Source organism: Sphingomonas sp. TZW2008, assembly GCF_002117915.1.
GTDB lineage: Bacteria > Pseudomonadota > Alphaproteobacteria > Sphingomonadales > Sphingomonadaceae > Sphingomonas.
The window spans coordinates 62,478-78,606 of the sequence record NZ_BDJB01000005.1 but is presented as its reverse complement, the minus strand read 5'-3'; the positions used below and the strand labels follow the sequence as shown (position 1 = coordinate 78,606).

The window sequence follows — 16,129 nt, the reverse complement described above, 5'->3', positions numbered from 1 at the left end:
ATGGGACTTCCACCGCAAGGCAGTGTTTTCGCAACTGAAGACCGGGGGCTTGCCCTCTGGCATTGGAGGTCCCTTGAATTGCACCAGGATCATTGCGCGCTGGGGCTAGCGCCCCTCTCGACCGACGTCCCGACCGTTTCGGGCGCCATCGACATCGCACAGGGCAAGCCGGTCCAGCCGGTCACGCTCGTGCGTCCGCACGCCGCGGCACGCGCCGCCCGGTTCTTCGTGGAGAAGTTCCCGGGCCGGTCGATGTACGCCGTCAAGGCCAATCCCTCGCCCGAGCTGATCCGGATCCTGTGGGATAACGGCATCACGCATTACGACGTCGCCTCGATCGCCGAGGTGCGGCTCGTCGCGCGCACGCTGCCCGACGCCACCTTGTGCTTCATGCACCCGGTGAAGGCCGAGGAAGCGATCGCCGAGGCGTATTTCACGCATGGCGTGCGCACCTTCAGCCTCGACTCGCTCGAAGAGCTCGAGAAGATCATGCGCGCGACGCGCAATGCGGCGGACCTGACGCTGTGTGTCCGCCTGCGTGTGTCGTCGGAACACTCGAAGCTCAGCCTTGCGTCGAAGTTCGGCGTTGCGCCGCACGAGGCGAAGCCGCTGCTTTTCGCTGCTCGCCAGGCGGCCGATGCGCTCGGCATCTGCTTCCACGTCGGCAGCCAAGCGATGACGCCGGACGCCTATGCCGATGCGATGGAGCGCGTACGCGCGGCGATCGTCGAGGCGGCGGTGACGGTTGACGTGATCGATGTCGGCGGCGGGTTTCCCTCGTCCTACCCGGGCATGGAGCCGCCGCCGCTCGAGGCATATTTCGAGACGATCCACCGCGCGTTCGAGAGCCTGCCGATCAGCTATTCGGCCGAGCTGTGGGCGGAGCCCGGCCGTGCGCTGTGCGCCGAGTACAGCAGCATCGTCGTGCGCGTTGAGAAGCGTCGTGGCAACGAGCTGTACATCAACGACGGCGCCTACGGCGCGCTGTTCGACGCGGCGCATATCGGCTGGCGCTTTCCCGTCGCGCTGCTGCGTGAGCCGGAGTCGACCGTGCGCGATCACCCCTTCTCGTTCTACGGACCGACCTGCGACGATATCGACCACATGCAGGGCCCGTTCCTGCTGCCGGCCGACATCCAGACCAGCGACTATTTCGAGATCGGCATGCTCGGCGCCTACGGCTCGGCGATGCGCACCGCCTTCAACGGCTTCGGATCGGACGAGACGGTGATCGTCGCCGACGAACCGATGGTCTCGATGTACACGACCGTGGAACGCGAAGCCGCATCCAACGTCGTAAAGCTGTAACGCACGGCCTACATCATCGAATAGCGGCGGCGCCCTCGGGTGCCGCCGCACCTACGGGTTAGCGCGTCCCCATTCGAACGACTGTGCAATCATGCGAGAGCATCCTCATGACTGACACCCTCACGAAGACCGCAGCGGCGAACGCGCCGATCAACGACACCCGCAAGGCGGAACTGCTCTCGAAGCAGGTCAAGCATATCGACATCCGCTCGTTCGACGCGCGCCCGATCGTCGACGCGATGAGCGACATGAGCTTCACCAGCCGCGATCTCGGCCGCGCGACCAAGATCTATAACGACATGCTGGCCGACAAGGACTGCACCGTCGTGCTGGTGATTGCAGGCTCGACCTCCGCCGGAGGCTGCATGGATCTCTATGCCGAGCTCGTCCGCAACAACATGGTCGACTGCATCGTCGCGACCGGCGCGACGATCGTCGACATGGATTTCTTCGAGGGGCTCGGCCACAAGCATTACCAGGCGCTCGAAGTGCCCGACGACGACACGCTGCGCTCGCTCTACATCGATCGCATCTACGATACGTACATCGACGAGGAGCAGCTGCAGGACTGCGACTTCACGATCAACAAGATCGCCGAGTCGCTTGAGCCCAAGCCGTACAGCTCGCGTGCCTTCATCCGTGAGATGGGCAAGTATCTCGTCGAACACGGCAAGAAGGACAACAGCCTCGTCAAGCTCGCCTATGAGCATGATGTGCCGATCTTCTGCCCGGCGTTCGTCGACTCGTCGGCCGGTTTCGGTCTGGTGAAGCACCAGGTCGACGCCGCCAAGGAGGGCCGCCCGTATATGGTGCTCGACGCGATTGCCGACTTTCGTGAGCTGACGCAGATCAAGATCGAGGCCGGCACCACCGGGCTCCTGATGATCGGCGGCGGCGTGCCGAAGAACTTCATCCAGGACACCGTCGTCTGCGCCGAGATCCTCGGCCATGAGGACGTCGAGGTGCACAAGTACGCGGTGCAGATCACCGTCGCCGACGTGCGCGACGGCGCCTGTTCGTCCTCGACGCTGCAGGAGGCCGCCTCTTGGGGCAAGGTGAACACCGGCATCGAACAGATGGTGTTTGCCGAGGCGGGGTCGGTGATGCCGCTGCTGGCATCCGACGCCTATCACCGCGGCCACTGGAAGGATCGCGCCAAGCGCGGCTGGGCGAAGCTGTTCGCCTGATCCATTGCAACCGGGTTGAACCATCACCCTCCCGCGCCACGTCGCTTCGGTGACGCTGCTGCGGGAGGGCTTTCTTTTGCCGTAAAACATCCGCCTGACATGCGGCAGCGGGCGCGCTAGCCTGTCGCCATGGCAAAGATCGCGCTGCTCCAACCCGTCGTCACGCTGATCGCGTGGACGCTCGTCATGTTCGGCTGGATGCTCGCGACTCGCCTGCCCGCGCTGCGCAACGCGGGGATCAGCATGGCCGGATTGGTCGGGACCAAGGCGGCGCACGCCGATCGTTCGCTACCCGCCGCCGCGCAGTGGAAGGCGCACAATTATAATCACCTGATGGAGCAGCCGACGCTGTTCTATGCGGTATGCGGCGCGCTGGTGCTTGCCGGTACGGGGAACCACGCCGGCAGCGTGGCCCTGGCCTGGGGCTACACGCTTATCCGTATCGCCCACAGCCTGGTGCAGGCGACCGTCAACAAGGTGAAGCCGCGCTTCATCCTGTTCGTGCTGTCCACCGCCTGCCTAATCGGCCTGACGCTAATCGCGATGACACAGGTCTTCTAGTCGGCCGGGCGCAGCATCGACCAGAAGACCGGCCCGTCGCTGCTGACCTGCCATTCATCGGTGACGACGAAGCCGAACCGCTGATAGAGGCCGATGTTCTTCTCGGTCGCTGTTTCGAGGTACACCGGGAAGCGCCCCGCAACGCGCGACAGGCCAGCGCGGATCACGTTGCCGCCCAGCCCCCGCCCCTGCGCCGCTGGATCGCAGCCTGCGACGTGTAGATACCAAAAGGCGCCGGTCGGCATATGCGCCGCGATCGCCCCGGACAGCGCGAGCGCGCGTGGAATGCCGGGCCCGAGCGCGCGCCAGTAAGACCACAAGCTGCAAGCGATTTGAACCACGTTGGTCCTCGCGCAGCCGGGCGCCCACCACAGCGTCGCAGCCTGCGCTTGCGGCGCCACCAGCCGCATCCCCGCGGCGTCCTCGTCGAACAGAATCGCGAACAGCCGCGGCAATCGGCGGGCGCGTTCCTCCGCATTGGGGAAAATCCAGCGCATCGCGGGATCATCGTCGAACGCGCGCGCCAACATCGCGGCGACACGCATGCGATCGGCCTTCCCGGCAAGCCGCACGAGGTTCACGGCACGATCGTCGTGAACAGATAGGCGGCGAAGATCACCAGATGCACCGCACCGCCGAGGATCGTCGTGCGCCCGGTGCCGAGCGACAGCGTGATCGTGAACATCGACAGGATCAGCAGCGTGATGTTCTTCGATCCGATGCCGAGCGCTAGCGGTAGATCAAGGATCAGCGAGACGATCGCCACCGACGGGATCGTCAGCCCGATCGTCGCCAGCGCAGAACCCAGCGCGAGGTTGAGGCTGGTCTGCAAGCGGTTGCGCTTCGCCGCGCGATACGCAGCCAGGCTCTCCGGCGCGAGCACCAGCGCCGCGATCACGACGCCGACGATCGCCAGCGGCAAGCCTGCATCGAGCACCGCCCGCTCGACGATGCCCGATAGCCCTTTGGCGAGTAGCACGACGCCAACCAACGCCACGAGAAGCAGGCCTACGGACGTCCAGGTCGTCAGCACCGACGGTCGCTCCGCATGCGAGTCGGCGGGCAGTTCCTCGTCGGGCAGGAAGTATTCGCGGTGGCGCACCGTCTGTACGAGGACGAACATCAGGTAAAGGAACAGCGAGACGATCGCGACAAATATCAGCTGCGGCGGTGCGTAGGTCGGCCCCGGCGCGCTGGTAACGAAGTTTGGTAGCACCAGCGACAGGACGACCATTGCGGTGAGCACCGCCAGCGCCGCGCTCACCCCCCGCAACGTGAAGCGCTGCTCGCCATGCCGGAGCCCCCCGGCCATCAGGCACAGGCCGACGATGCCGTTGATGATGATCATGATCGCGGCGAAGACGGTGTCGCGCGCCAGCGCCGACGCGTCGCCGGCATCGGATAGCATCAGACTGACGATCAGCGACACTTCGATCACCGTCACCGCGATCGCCAGCACCAAGGTGCCGAACGGCTCACCGACCCGGTGCGCGACGACTTCGGCATGATGGACGGCGGCAAGCACCGCGCCGATCAGCACAACCGAGGCACCGATCGTCCCCACGGTGCCCATCGTGTAAAGCGATACGAGCACGGCGACGGCGGCAAGGAAAGGGAACAATATCGTCCACCACGGCAGCGCGAGCCGTTTCAAAAGCGCGCGCTGCGTGGCAGGCGGCACGATCGCGTCGACGTTGTTGGCTTGTTCCGGCATTATTTCTCCGTTGGGCTACGTAAGACAAATGTCGCGGGCGCGCGTTGGGTCCGCGCGGATGCGCAACAAAAAGGGGCGCCGGTTTCCCGACGCCCCTCCGTAAGGATTCAAGTGGCGAAAACGGTCACGCCGCGCCGCTGGTCGCCTTTTTCTTGTCGGCATAGACGCGGATCGGCTCCTTGCGCCCGTCGACCACGTCCTTGTCGATCATCACCTCGTCGACCGAATCCATGCCCGGCAGCTCGAACATCGTGTCGAGCAGGATCGCCTCGAGGATCGAGCGAAGCCCGCGCGCGCCCGTCTTGCGATCGATCGCCTTCTTGGCGACCGTCACCAACGCGTCGTCGGTGAAGCCAAGCTTCACCTCCTCCATGTCGAATAGCTTCTGATACTGTTTGACGAGCGCGTTCTTCGGCTCGCTCAGGATCTTCACCAGCGCCGCGATGTCGAGATCCTCGAGCGTCGCGATCACCGGCAGACGGCCGACGAACTCGGGGATTAGGCCGAACTTGAGGAGATCCTCCGGCTCGGTCTGGCGCAGCATCTCGCCGGTGCGGCGCTCCTCCGGCGCGGCGACATAGGCGCCGAACCCGATCGACTTGCCCTGCAAGCGGTCGCCGATGATTTTCTCGAGGCCCGAGAAGGCACCACCGCAGATGAACAGGATATTGGTCGTGTCGACTTGCAGGAATTCCTGCTGCGGATGCTTGCGCCCGCCCTGCGGCGGGACGGAGGCGGTGGTGCCCTCCATCAGCTTCAGCAGCGCCTGCTGCACGCCCTCACCCGACACGTCGCGTGTGATCGACGGGTTCTCGGCCTTGCGGCTGATCTTGTCGATCTCGTCGATATAGACGATGCCGCGCTGTGCCCGCTCCACGTTATAATCGGACGCCTGGAGCAGCTTGAGAATGATGTTCTCGACGTCCTCGCCAACGTAGCCGGCCTCGGTCAGCGTCGTCGCATCCGCCATGGTGAACGGCACGTCGAGGATGCGCGCCAGCGTCTGCGCCAGCAGCGTTTTGCCGCAGCCGGTCGGGCCAACGAGCAAAATGTTCGACTTGGCGAGCTCGACGTCGGCACCCTTGGCGCCGTGATTCAGCCGCTTATAGTGGTTGTGCACAGCCACCGAGAGCACGCGCTTGGCCTGCTTCTGCCCGATGACGTAATCGTCGAGGACGTCGCAGATCTCCTGCGGCGTCGGTACGCCGCCGTCCTTCTTCGACACGAGCGCCGACTTGGTCTCCTCGCGGATGATGTCGTTGCACAGCTCGACGCATTCGTCGCAGATGAACACGGTCGGGCCGGCGATGAGCTTGCGGACCTCGTGCTGCGACTTTCCGCAGAACGAGCAGTAGAGCGTGCTCTTCGAGTCACCGCCGCTGAGCTTGGTCATTCAATCACTTCCTTTTCGGCCGGGCATGGTAACCCGGCCAATCTCGATCCGGCAATGCCGGAAAAAGGCTAACGAGGCTCAGGCCGCCGCTGCCACATCATCGGCCGGGGCGGGCCGCTTGTCGAACACCTCGTCGATCAGGCCGAATTCCTTGGCCTCGTCGGCACTCATGAACTTGTCGCGATCCATCGCGCGCTCGATCTCCTCCAATGGCTTGCCGGTGTATTTGGCGTACAGCGTGTTGAGGAAATGCCGCATGCGCAGGATCTCGCGCGCCTGGATCTCGATGTCCGCCGCCATGCCCTGCGCGCCGCCGGACGGCTGGTGGATCATGATCCGCGAGTTGGTGAGCGCGACGCGCATCCCCGGCTCACCCGAGGCAAGGAGGAAGCTGCCCATCGACGCCGCCTGGCCGACGCACACCGTGCCGACGCGCGGCCGGATGTACTGCATCGTATCGTGGATCGCCATGCCCGCCGTGACGACACCGCCCGGCGAGTTGATGTACATGAAGATGTCCTTCTTCGGGTTCTCCGATTCAAGGAACAGCAGCTGCGCGGTGATCAGGCTGGCCATGCCGTCCTCGACGCCGCCGGTCACGAACACGATGCGCTCGCGCAGCAGGCGGCTGAAGATGTCGAACGAGCGCTCGCCGCGGTTCGACTGCTCGATCACGATGGGGACGAGCCCGGCCTGCGTCTGCTGCATGCCGACACCGGCACGCGCCAGGGCCCCTGCAAAGTCACCGGTCTCGAACGGATTATGCATTGAAAGTCTCTCTTATGCCCTGGAGGTCACCTATGTCGCCCGCGCAACGAGCGACTTCAAGACCTGCGCGCGGTCAGTTCCCGCCGCCGAAGGTGTAGGACGCCGCAAGTCCGGCCGACCATTGGTTGCGTGAGCCATAGGCGCGTACGACAGGCGAACGACCAGCATCGTCGACCAGCCGATCGTACTTGCCGTAGGTATAGACGCCCCAGTGCGGCGTCAGGCGCTTGATGAAGCTCGCGGTGCCGCCGACGGCCTGGACGCCACCCGAAGGACGATAGGTGGGCAGCCCGCTCGCGATCGATCGGTCGGCCGGCACGCCAAAATAGGCGCGCTGATAACGCCCGTTCGACACCGTCAGTCGCGGTCCGATCGCGAACAGCCACTCGTCACGATCGCGCGCGACATAGTCGACGCCGGCGTAGCTCGTCAGCCCCTTGTGCCCGCCGATGCCCTGGCGCACCTCGACGCGGGCGCGCAGCGGCTCGCCGAAGTTATATTGGACGAAGCCACCCGGCTCAAAGGTGAAGCCGACGCGTGGCAGGCCCAGCGCATCGCGCTTGCGCCGCGATCCCTCGAGCCCGAGCACCGGGCCCGCAGCAAAGCCGTTCGCCTGGAACAGCGATAATCCGAAGCTCTCGTCCGCCGCCGAAAAGACGAACTGCTCGTCGCCGCGTGCGCGCGCCAGATCGAAGAACGGCGTGATGTTAGCCCCGTCCGCCCCGGGATAGCGCGGCCCGACCTGCGGCCCTAGCGTCACGCGGTAACGATGCGGCGGCTGCACGTCCTGCGCCTGTACGGGGGAAGACAGCCCAATCGCAGCAAGCGATGCAATGGCAAGCGGGCGGGTAAGACGAACGATCATGCGGCAACGCTAGCCCAGGTCAGACGCAGCCGCCAGCACGATAACGGCGCGCTGCGATCAGCGGCTTCCCGGTGCCGGATGGGCCAGATAGGCGAGGCGCCGAACTTCGCGTCGCCCGCGTACGACGGTGTCAAGGATCAGCCCGGCGAAACCGCACAAAGCGGCGAGGATCGTCAGCCCGGTGACGAGGATCGCGGTGGGGAAGCGCGGCACCAGCCCCGTTTGCGCGTAGGTGATGGCGAGCGGAATCGCGAGCACGACGGCGAGCAGCAGCAGCGCCGCGCCGAACGCGCCGAAGAACCACAGCGGACGCTCGATGCGATACAGCGTCGCGATCGTGCCAAGGATGCGCCAGCCGTCGCGATAGGTGCTGAGCTTCGACACCGAGCCTTCGGGACGCGCGAAATAGGGCGTCTCGATCTCCGCCACCGGCATCTTCAATTCGAGCGCATGGACCGATATCTCCGTCTCGATCTCGAAACCGACCGAGAGCACCGGGAAGCTCTTCACGAACCGTCGCGAGAAGACACGGTAGCCGCTCAGAATGTCGCTGAAGCTGCGGCCGAACAGCCGGGCAAGCATGCCGGTGAGCATCGCGTTGCCGAGCCGATGCCCGCGCCGATACGCCGCCGCCGCCTCGCCGATCCGGCAGCCGACCACCATGTCGAGTTGCTCGTCGTCCATTCGCTGCACCAGCGTCGGGGCTGACGCGGCATCGTAGGTCGCGTCGCCGTCCGCCATGACGTAGATGTCGGCATCGACATCGGCGAACATGCGGCGCACCACCGCGCCCTTGCCTTGCGTTCGCTCGGTGCGCACCACCGCGCCCGCGTCGCGCGCGACTTCGACCGTGCGATCGCGCGAATTATTGTCGTAGACGTAGATCGTCGCGGACGGCAGCGCCGCGCGAAACCCCGCGACCGTCTGCGCGATCGCCGCTTCCTCGTTGTAACACGGCAGAAGAACGGCGATCGTCGGCTCGGGCACGGGTTCTTCCTATCGTCACCGCGCAACGGCCGCGCGGGTCCACTGTCACTGCCTTCTACGACAAGGTTCTTGCGGAACAGTGGACGCCGGTCACGCGCCGGACGGCCGTGACGCGATCAGGCCTCGGTCTTCGGCGCCTTCTTTGCGGCGGCCTTCTTGGGCTTGGCCGCCTCGTCGCCTGCCGGAGCCTCGGCCGCCGCGTTCTGATCCTGCGCGACGGGCTTGGCCTTCTTCGCCGCCGGCTTCTTCACCGGTGCCGCTTCGCCCTCGCCGTCCTGCGGCTCGGCCGCCTTCTTTTTGGCAGCAGGCTTCTTGGCCGGCTTCTGCTCGCCCTCGATTGCCTCGACCGGCGCGTCCGCTGCCGCGTCGGTGTCCGTCGACGACGCGTCGTCGGCCTTCTTGGCCTTCTGCTTGGGCTTGTGGTTGTCGTGATCGTGATGGTGCGTACCGGTCGCGAAGCCGTCCTCGCTCTCGATCGCCGCCTCCAGATCTTCGCGCGTCGTCTCGCGCTCGGTTACCTCGGCCTTGTCGAACAGGAAGTCGACGACCTTGTCCTCGTACAGCGGCGCACGCAGCTGCGCGGCAGCCATCGGCTCCTGCTGGATGTACTGAATGAAGCGCTGCTGCTCCTCACCGCGATACTGCTGCGCGGCCTGTGCGATCAGACGGTTCATTTCCTGGCTCGACACCTCGACGCCGTTCGCCTGGCCGATCTCGCTGAGCAGCAGGCCGAGGCGAACGCGGCGCTCGGCGATCGCGCGATAATCGTCGCGCTCCTTCTCCATCTCTTCCATCGCGGCCTTGGGATCGGGCTCGTGCGTCGCCTCGTGCTCGAGCTGGCTCCAGATCTGCTGGAACTCGGCCTCGACCATCGACGGCGGCACTTCGAAATCGTGCCCCGCGGCAAGCTGGTCGAGCAGCTTGCGCTTCATGTAGGTGCGCGTCAGCCCGGCGAGCTCCTGCTCGATCTGCCCGCGGACGAGGCCGCGCAGCTGCTCCAGGCTCTCGAGGCCCAGGTTCTTCGCCAATTCCTCGTCGACCGTCGCCTCGCCGGCGGTCTTCACCGACTTGATGACCAGATCGAACGTCGCGTCCTGCCCGGCGAGTTCCTTCGCCTGATAGTCCTCGGGGAAAGTCACCTTGATCTGCCGATCCTCGCCAGCCTTCGCGCCGACCACCTGCTCTTCAAAGCCGGGGATCAGACGGCCCGCGCCGAGCTCGACCGCCATGTCGCTGCCGGTACCGCCCTCGAAGGCGACGCCGTCCATCGTCTTGCCGACGAAGTCGACGGTGACGAGGTCGCCGGGCTGCGCGGCATAGCCCTCTTCGGTATCGTCCCAGCGCTTCGACTGGTCGGCGAACTTCTGCAGCTGTGCGTCGACCGTCGCGTCATCGGCGGGAACGGTCAGCTTCTCCAGCTTCAGCCCATCGATTGCCGGCGCCGGCACCTGCGGCAGCACTTCGAGCTCGATCTTGAGCTCGGCATCCTTGCCGGGCTCATATCCTTCGACGAGCTCGACCGACGGCTGGATCGCCGGGCGCAGCTGCTGCTCGGCGATCAGCGACTGGATGCCCTCCTGGATCGAGGTGTTGAGCGCGTCCTGAAGCAGCGCCGGACCGTGCATCTTGCGCACGAGGTTCGCCGGCACCTTGCCGGGGCGGAAGCCGGGCATGCGCACCTGCGGCGCGACGCGCTTCAGCTCCGCATCCACCCGGCCCTCGATGTCCTTGGCCGGGATGGTCAGCGTGTAGGCGCGCTTCAGGCCCTCGTTCAACGTCTCGACAGTCTGCATCTTCGTGCCTTCAACTGAAATTTCGTGGATGGTGCCTGTCCGCGAACATGCCGCGGAGTACTGGTGCGGGCGAAGGGACTCGAACCCCCACATCTTGCGATACTGGAACCTAAATCCAGCGCGTCTACCAGTTCCGCCACGCCCGCATCTAGGCACCGCCGGTCGCGGGCCTCTATACCGCACGCGAGCGCACGGCAAGCCGCGCCGGCAACTTGCATCCGCGCGGCGCGTTGAGCGGGCGAGAGGAACACCACCGATGGCATCCGTCCCCCCCAACGAAGTCCCGCAGCCCACGCAGCCCGGCCAGCCCGACACGCCGCCGCCGGAAATCACGCCGCCCGCGCCCGACATCGATCAGCCGGCACCCGGCACGCCGAGCAGCGACCCCGCGCCAAGTCAGCCAAGCTTATAAGGAGGCGGCATCCGACATGACGGATCAGCGCGGCAGCGACCCCAATCCAGATAGCGTGCCGGAGCACGACAGCGATGTCGCACCGGATAGCCCGCCTGCCGCGCAGGACGACGCGGCCCGCACCGAGGCGGATCAGCATGCGGCCACGCGGACCGCAGGGGCCGACGCCGACGCCGCTGACGAAGGTGCCGCCGGCGATCGAAGCAGCGGGTCGGCACCTTTCGCCGACGTCGACCTAGCGCCGGGAGCCGACAGCGATCCCCTAATCGACTGACACTCGGACGTTTCGCCTAAGTGGCGATAGCGCCGTTGCCGGCGGCAGCCCTTGCGTGTTCGAACAAACGGAACCCACCGGGCAGTCGCGGAGGCTTTCGCCCTTCATGGTTTGCCTCGATGGCGCGGATCGCTCCGACAAGGTCGCGATCCGAATAGGGCTTTGAGAGGCATCCGTTCGCGACGGCCTCCGCCTCCCCCGGACAATGACCGGTAACGAACATGACGGGGATGCCGCGCGCCTGCGCCGCGCGCGCCACGTCGACGCCGCTACCATCGGCCAGTACGACGTCGACCAGCACCAGATGGATATCGGTGCCGGAGGCGATGATCGCGAGCGAGTCGGCGACGCGATCGACCGTCGCGACAATCTCGAACTTCTGTTCGGTCAGCATGTGCTCGACGTCGAACGCGACCAGCGGCTCGTCCTCGACGACGAGAAGCCGAACGATCGATCTTTTCCGTCGGCCGAAGATCATCCGAACATCCTGTTTGTACGAGCCATGCGTCGGCATCGTAACGCCTGCGCAGCGATAACGCTGCCGCCTCTTCCCGGTCGCATTTAATTTCGCGCGCGGCGCATCGCATGTATCAGGCGCCATGCCCAAGACGTCCCCCGATCGGTCCGCTACGCACCGGATCGCCAAACTGCTCGCCCGCGCGGGCGTCGCCTCGCGCCGCGAAGTGGAACGAATGATCGCCGAAGGCCGCGTGTCGCTCCACGGGGCGGTAGTCGACACCCCGGCGACGATCCTGCCGTCGCTGGCCGGCGTCACCGTCGATGGCAACGCCGTCGCCGAGGCCGAACCTGCGCGGCTGTTCCTCTACCACAAGCCCCCCGGCCTGTTGACGACCGAGCGTGATCCCGCCGGTCGCCCGACGATCTACGATCGGCTGCCCAAGGGCTTGCCGCGGCTAATGCCGGTCGGGCGGCTCGATCTTAGCACCGAAGGCCTGCTGCTGATGACCACCGACGGCGAGCTCAAGCGGCAGCTCGAGCTACCCGCGACAGGGGTCGAGCGCGCCTATCGCGCTCGCGCTTACGGTCAGATCAGCCAACCGCAGCTTGAGGAGCTGATCGACGGGATCGAGATCGAGGGCATCCGCTACGGCTCGATCGACGCCAATATCGAACGCCGTACGGGCGCCAATGTATGGATCGAGATGATCCTCAAGGAAGGCAAGAACCGCGAGGTGCGCCGCGTGCTTGAGCATCTCGGGCTTCAGGTCAGCCGCCTGATCCGCACGCGCTACGGGCCGTTCCTGCTCGGCGATCTCCAGCCGGGCCAGATCGGCGAAGTGCGGCGCCACGACGTTGAGAGCTTCCGCGCCGATCCGGTACGCCGCGACCTCCCGCAACCCGCACGCCGTCGCGCGGTGACCCCGGTCGAACTGCCGGCCGATGCCGTTCTCAAACCGACGCCGCCCGCGGGCAGCGAGAAATCGCGGGTCGCCAAACCAGCGCGTGGCGGCAAGCCGCCCGCGAAGGACGAGCCGCGCCGCCGGGCAGACGGCACGGTCGCGACGCGCGGCGCAAAGGGACCATCGGCACGCACCCGTTCGTTCCGCGCAGCGCGTGGTGACGAAGCCGATCGCCCCCCCGCCGCGGCGCGCGGCGCGCACTCGTCGATACCGGTCGCAAGATCTCGGGACGAAGCCGGCGCCGGTCGCACGACCGGCGTATCGCGCGGTCGCCCCACGCGTTCGGCCGAGCGGCCGACATCGAACGCCAAACAGGAAGACAACCAGCGGGTGGGAGCCGGCCGTCGAACCGATCGGAGCGCGCCGAGCGGCAACACCGAGAGGCCGGTACGCGCGGGAGGGTCGCGCTCGGCGGACAATGACCGCCGCCCCGCCTCCGGCACAGGCGGTTCGCGCCCCGGAGCGCGAACGCGTCCAAGCACGCCAAAGCCCGGCAAGCCGCGGCCGGGCAGCCCGCGGGGCAAACGCTGATGCGGGTCATCGCCGGGCATTGGCGCGGTCGCCCGATCGTCGCGCCAAAAGGTGATGCGACGCGGCCGACCGCAGATCGGACGCGCGAGGCGCTGTTCTCGATGCTGGCGAGCCGCGTCGGCAGCTTCGAAGGGCTGGCGGTCGCCGATCTCTTTGCCGGATCGGGCGCGCTCGGCATCGAAGCACTGTCGCGCGGAGCAGCCTCATGCCTGTTCGTCGAGCAGGACAAGTCCGCACTAGATGCGCTGCGCGCCAATGTCGCCGCGCTGGGTGCGTCGGGTGCCGAGGTGCGTGCGGGCAGCGTCCTGGCGCTCGGGCCGGCACGCGCGCCGCTCGACGTAATGCTGATGGACCCGCCCTATGCGAGCGGCGCAGGCGCGGTCGCGCTCGACAAGCTCGCGCGGTTGGGCTGGGTGTCGCCCGCCACCTGGATAAGCGTCGAGACGGGCCGGACGGAGGACGTAGCGGTCGACGGCTTCGCGATCGCCGCCGAGCGGATCTACGGCAAGGCGAAGATCACGATCCTGCGCCGCGCCTGATCGCGCCGCTGCGGCGCGCCCAAGTCGCTACGGCTCGAGCACAACGGCGTGCGTATGCGGCGCCGGCCGGACCGCGATCAACGCGACCAGGCTGAGCGCGGCGGCGGCGCTGCCGTACAGGCCGACCGCGCCGAGCCCGAAGTTGCCCGCCAGCGCCTGCGCCACCAGTGGCGTCAATCCGCCGCCGAGGACGCCGGCGAGGTTGAACGCCATCGACGCGCCCGTGTAGCGTACGCGCGGCGGAAACAGCCCCGGCAGCCACGCGCCGAGCGGGCCGTAGACGAACCCCATCAGCAGCAGCGACAGCGCCAGATAGGCGAACACCAGCACGAGCGATCCGGACCCCATCATCGGTCCGAGGAGGAAACCGGCGCCGATCACGCCCACGCACCCGGCCGCCAACACCCGCCGCTCGTCGTAGCGCATGTCAGCGAGCCACGCCGAGGCGTAGATGCCAATCGCCATGAACAGGATCGCGCCGAGCTGGACGAGCAGCATCGCCTGCATCGAATAGCCGAGCGTCTTCGTCCCGTAGCCGAGCGTGAAGGCGGTCGCGATGTAGTAAAGCGCGAAGCACGCGATCGCCCCGATCGTTCCGGCAAGCGCCGCCGCGCCATGGTGGCGCAGCAGTTCGGCCAGCGGCACCGCGGGTGGCGGCGCCTCTGCCAGCGCGGCGGCAAATTCCGCCGTCTCAGTTAGCTTGAGACGGATCCAGAGCCCCAGCCCGACGAGCAGCGCGCTGACCAGAAACGGGATGCGCCAACCCCAGTCGCGGAACTGCTCCGGTGACAGCCACAGTCCGAGCAGGAGGAACAGGCCATTGGCGGCGATGAACCCCGCCGGCGCGCCCATCTGCGGCGCGCAGCCGAACCGCGCGCGCCAGCCGCGCGGGGCATTCTCCACCGCCAGCAACGCCGCGCCGCCCCACTCGCCGCCGAGGCCGAATCCCTGGCCGAACCGAAGCAGGCAGAGGATGAACGGCGCCCACCAGCCCGCCTGCGCATAGGTCGGTAGAAAGGCGATCAGCGTCGTCGACAGGCCCATCGTCAGCAGGCTGGCGACCAGCGTCGACTTGCGCCCGATACGGTCTCCGAAGTGGCCGAAGAATGCCGCCCCCACCGGCCGCGCGAAGAAGGCGACCGCCAGCGTCGCGAAGCTCGCCATCTGCTGCATGCCCGGCGCCGCCACCGGAAAGAAGATCTGGCCGAAGACGAGGCTGGCGGCGGTCGCGTAGATATAGAAATCGTAGAATTCGACGCCGGTGCCGACGAAGCTCGCCAGCAGGACGCGGCGGTGCGAATTGGAGGATGCGGCAGTCGACATCGGCGTTCCATCCGATCCCCGACCGCCGCCGTCAATGTTTCCGGCGCGCAACAACAACACCCACGCCTGACATACTACGGCAACATCGCGAGCCTAGATCGGATGCGACGACGCTTCTTCCCCCCTGTGAGCGTCGTCTGTCGGGCAGGTTCCCCCCTGCCCGCACCTCCCTGAACTACGGGGCAGCGCGCGATCTGCGTGCTGCCCCGATTTTATCGGCTTTCCCGCGCGAGCACTGCGCCCATCAGCGGGATGACGCCGTTCAGCGCCTTCACAGGCCGGATCATTACCTTGAAATCGACGATCAGCCCCGCGTCGTTCCAAGCGATAATATCGACCCCGTTGACGTCGATCCCGCCTTCGATCCGACAGACGAATTCGAGCACCGCCGATCGCTCGCCGCGCCACTCGCCAACGTAGCGGAAGCCGTCCTTTCCAAGCACTTCGGCCGCGGCGGTTAGATACTTGATCGTCGGCGCCTTGCCGGCCTGCGGCGTATGCACGGCGGGCGAGCGGAATACGCACTCGTCAGCGATCAGCGCGTCGAGCAGGTCGGCGCGTGGCGCCGCCATATAGCCGTGCCACGCATCGATCGGATCGCGCATCATTCGCCCAGGCCGGGATAGGTCGTGAATTGGGGCAGCTCGGTCATCGTCGAAGTCCAGCTCAGCCGATCCTTGACCATGATCTGCGCCCCCGGCGGCTGGCTCTCGGGATCGTCGAGCGTGCCCGAGTGGATGTCGATGAGCCCCGGCAGGAACGCCTCGTTGCGATAGAACAGGCCCGTTCCGCAGGCGCCACAGAACTCGCGCGCGCCATGCTCCGACGATCGGTACACCACGGGTGTGCCCGTCACCGTGACCTGATCGGCCTTGAACGCGATCCAGCCGACCATCGGCGCGCCGGACCAGCGGCGGCAATCGCTGCAATGGCACAGCGCGTGATGCTCGCAGGGCCCCTCGGCCGACCAGCTCACCGCCCCGCAATGGCACCTTCCCGTTGTCGCCATCGATCCTCTCCCGTTATTGTTTCGCCTTTGTTCTCATGGATTGC

Annotated in this window: 18 protein-coding genes and 1 tRNA gene; 7 read left to right on the top strand and 12 right to left on the bottom strand. The window is 66.6% G+C overall.

All coding sequences use genetic code 11. The features are described 5' to 3' along the window. Positions 1 to 78 precede the first annotated feature (78 nt). The 3 genes from B7L05_RS06225 to B7L05_RS06215 all read left to right on the top strand — a co-directional run bounded on the left by B7L05_RS06225 (position 79) and on the right by B7L05_RS06215 (position 3,056). Entirely contained in the window at positions 79 to 1,308 is a 1,230-nt protein-coding gene (locus B7L05_RS06225; RefSeq protein ID WP_085809442.1) for a type III PLP-dependent enzyme, read from the top strand. A gap of 107 nt (positions 1,309 to 1,415) precedes the next feature. After that, complete coding sequence (locus B7L05_RS06220; protein ID WP_085809441.1) at positions 1,416 to 2,495, top strand: deoxyhypusine synthase; 1,080 nt, start codon at positions 1,416 to 1,418, stop codon at positions 2,493 to 2,495. Positions 2,496 to 2,624: 129 nt separating this feature from the next. Beyond that, on the top strand, positions 2,625 to 3,056 hold the full coding sequence (locus B7L05_RS06215; RefSeq protein ID WP_085809440.1) for an MAPEG family protein: 432 nt from the start codon (positions 2,625 to 2,627) through the stop codon (positions 3,054 to 3,056). Here the strand turns inward: B7L05_RS06215 and B7L05_RS06210 are convergent. The 8 genes from B7L05_RS06210 to B7L05_RS06175 all read right to left on the bottom strand — a co-directional run bounded on the left by B7L05_RS06210 (position 3,053) and on the right by B7L05_RS06175 (position 10,722). Continuing rightward, positions 3,053 to 3,637, bottom strand: a complete 585-nt coding sequence (locus B7L05_RS06210) for an N-acetyltransferase (RefSeq protein ID WP_256926636.1) — start codon at positions 3,635 to 3,637, stop codon at positions 3,053 to 3,055. The two genes, B7L05_RS06215 and B7L05_RS06210, sit on opposite strands and share 4 nt — an antisense overlap. Further along, on the bottom strand, positions 3,634 to 4,770 hold the full coding sequence (locus tag B7L05_RS06205; protein ID WP_085809439.1) for a calcium:proton antiporter: 1,137 nt from the start codon (positions 4,768 to 4,770) through the stop codon (positions 3,634 to 3,636). The genes B7L05_RS06210 and B7L05_RS06205 overlap by 4 nt, the downstream gene beginning before the upstream one ends. Before the next feature lie 124 nt (positions 4,771 to 4,894). Next, positions 4,895 to 6,163, bottom strand: a complete 1,269-nt coding sequence (gene clpX / locus B7L05_RS06200; RefSeq protein WP_085809438.1) for an ATP-dependent Clp protease ATP-binding subunit ClpX — start codon at positions 6,161 to 6,163, stop codon at positions 4,895 to 4,897. A 78-nt stretch (positions 6,164 to 6,241) separates the two neighbouring features. Then, positions 6,242 to 6,931 carry an ATP-dependent Clp protease proteolytic subunit gene (locus B7L05_RS06195; protein ID WP_085809437.1) on the bottom strand — a complete coding sequence of 230 codons (690 nt, stop codon included), beginning with the start codon at positions 6,929 to 6,931 and terminating at the stop codon, positions 6,242 to 6,244. A gap of 73 nt (positions 6,932 to 7,004) precedes the next feature. Beyond that, a complete protein-coding gene (locus tag B7L05_RS06190; protein ID WP_085809436.1) occupies positions 7,005 to 7,796 on the bottom strand; it encodes a MipA/OmpV family protein in 792 nt (263 codons plus the stop codon). A gap of 57 nt (positions 7,797 to 7,853) precedes the next feature. Beyond that, the gene (locus B7L05_RS06185) at positions 7,854 to 8,783 is read right to left on the bottom strand and encodes a glycosyltransferase family 2 protein (RefSeq protein WP_085809435.1); all 930 of its coding nucleotides are present in this window, start codon (positions 8,781 to 8,783) and stop codon (positions 7,854 to 7,856) included. Positions 8,784 to 8,899: 116 nt separating this feature from the next. Next, positions 8,900 to 10,576 carry a trigger factor gene (gene tig / locus B7L05_RS06180; protein ID WP_085809434.1) on the bottom strand — a complete coding sequence of 559 codons (1,677 nt, stop codon included), beginning with the start codon at positions 10,574 to 10,576 and terminating at the stop codon, positions 8,900 to 8,902. Between the two features lie 61 nt (positions 10,577 to 10,637). Then, a tRNA-Leu gene (locus B7L05_RS06175) sits at positions 10,638 to 10,722 on the bottom strand. 110 nt (positions 10,723 to 10,832) lie between these two features. Between B7L05_RS06175 and B7L05_RS17380 the strand changes: the two genes are divergently transcribed. Further along, entirely contained in the window at positions 10,833 to 10,988 is a 156-nt protein-coding gene (locus tag B7L05_RS17380) for a hypothetical protein (RefSeq protein ID WP_179187137.1), read from the top strand. Positions 10,989 to 11,004: 16 nt separating this feature from the next. Next, the gene (locus B7L05_RS06170; protein WP_085809433.1) at positions 11,005 to 11,262 is read left to right on the top strand and encodes a hypothetical protein; all 258 of its coding nucleotides are present in this window, start codon (positions 11,005 to 11,007) and stop codon (positions 11,260 to 11,262) included. Between the two features lie 16 nt (positions 11,263 to 11,278). Here B7L05_RS06170 and B7L05_RS06165 read toward each other — a convergent pair whose 3' ends face one another. Then, on the bottom strand, positions 11,279 to 11,740 hold the full coding sequence (locus B7L05_RS06165) for a response regulator (protein WP_085809432.1): 462 nt from the start codon (positions 11,738 to 11,740) through the stop codon (positions 11,279 to 11,281). Positions 11,741 to 11,861: 121 nt separating this feature from the next. Here B7L05_RS06165 and B7L05_RS06160 point away from each other — a divergent pair, with 121 nt between their 5' ends. Both B7L05_RS06160 and rsmD read left to right on the top strand, forming a co-directional pair. After that, the gene (locus B7L05_RS06160) at positions 11,862 to 13,214 is read left to right on the top strand and encodes a pseudouridine synthase (protein ID WP_085809431.1); all 1,353 of its coding nucleotides are present in this window, start codon (positions 11,862 to 11,864) and stop codon (positions 13,212 to 13,214) included. Then, positions 13,214 to 13,753 carry a 16S rRNA (guanine(966)-N(2))-methyltransferase RsmD gene (gene rsmD, locus B7L05_RS06155; protein WP_085809430.1) on the top strand — a complete coding sequence of 180 codons (540 nt, stop codon included), beginning with the start codon at positions 13,214 to 13,216 and terminating at the stop codon, positions 13,751 to 13,753. Before B7L05_RS06160 ends, rsmD begins: the two co-directional genes overlap by 1 nt. Before the next feature lie 27 nt (positions 13,754 to 13,780). Here rsmD and B7L05_RS06150 read toward each other — a convergent pair whose 3' ends face one another. The 3 genes from B7L05_RS06150 to B7L05_RS06140 all read right to left on the bottom strand — a co-directional run bounded on the left by B7L05_RS06150 (position 13,781) and on the right by B7L05_RS06140 (position 16,052). Next, positions 13,781 to 15,076 carry an MFS transporter gene (locus B7L05_RS06150; RefSeq protein WP_085809429.1) on the bottom strand — a complete coding sequence of 432 codons (1,296 nt, stop codon included), beginning with the start codon at positions 15,074 to 15,076 and terminating at the stop codon, positions 13,781 to 13,783. Positions 15,077 to 15,288: 212 nt separating this feature from the next. Further along, the gene (locus tag B7L05_RS06145; RefSeq protein ID WP_256926635.1) at positions 15,289 to 15,681 is read right to left on the bottom strand and encodes a nuclear transport factor 2 family protein; all 393 of its coding nucleotides are present in this window, start codon (positions 15,679 to 15,681) and stop codon (positions 15,289 to 15,291) included. Next, on the bottom strand, positions 15,681 to 16,052 hold the full coding sequence (locus B7L05_RS06140; protein ID WP_307718258.1) for a GFA family protein: 372 nt from the start codon (positions 16,050 to 16,052) through the stop codon (positions 15,681 to 15,683). Before B7L05_RS06140 ends, B7L05_RS06145 begins: the two co-directional genes overlap by 1 nt. Between the last annotated feature and the right edge of the window lie 77 nt (positions 16,053 to 16,129).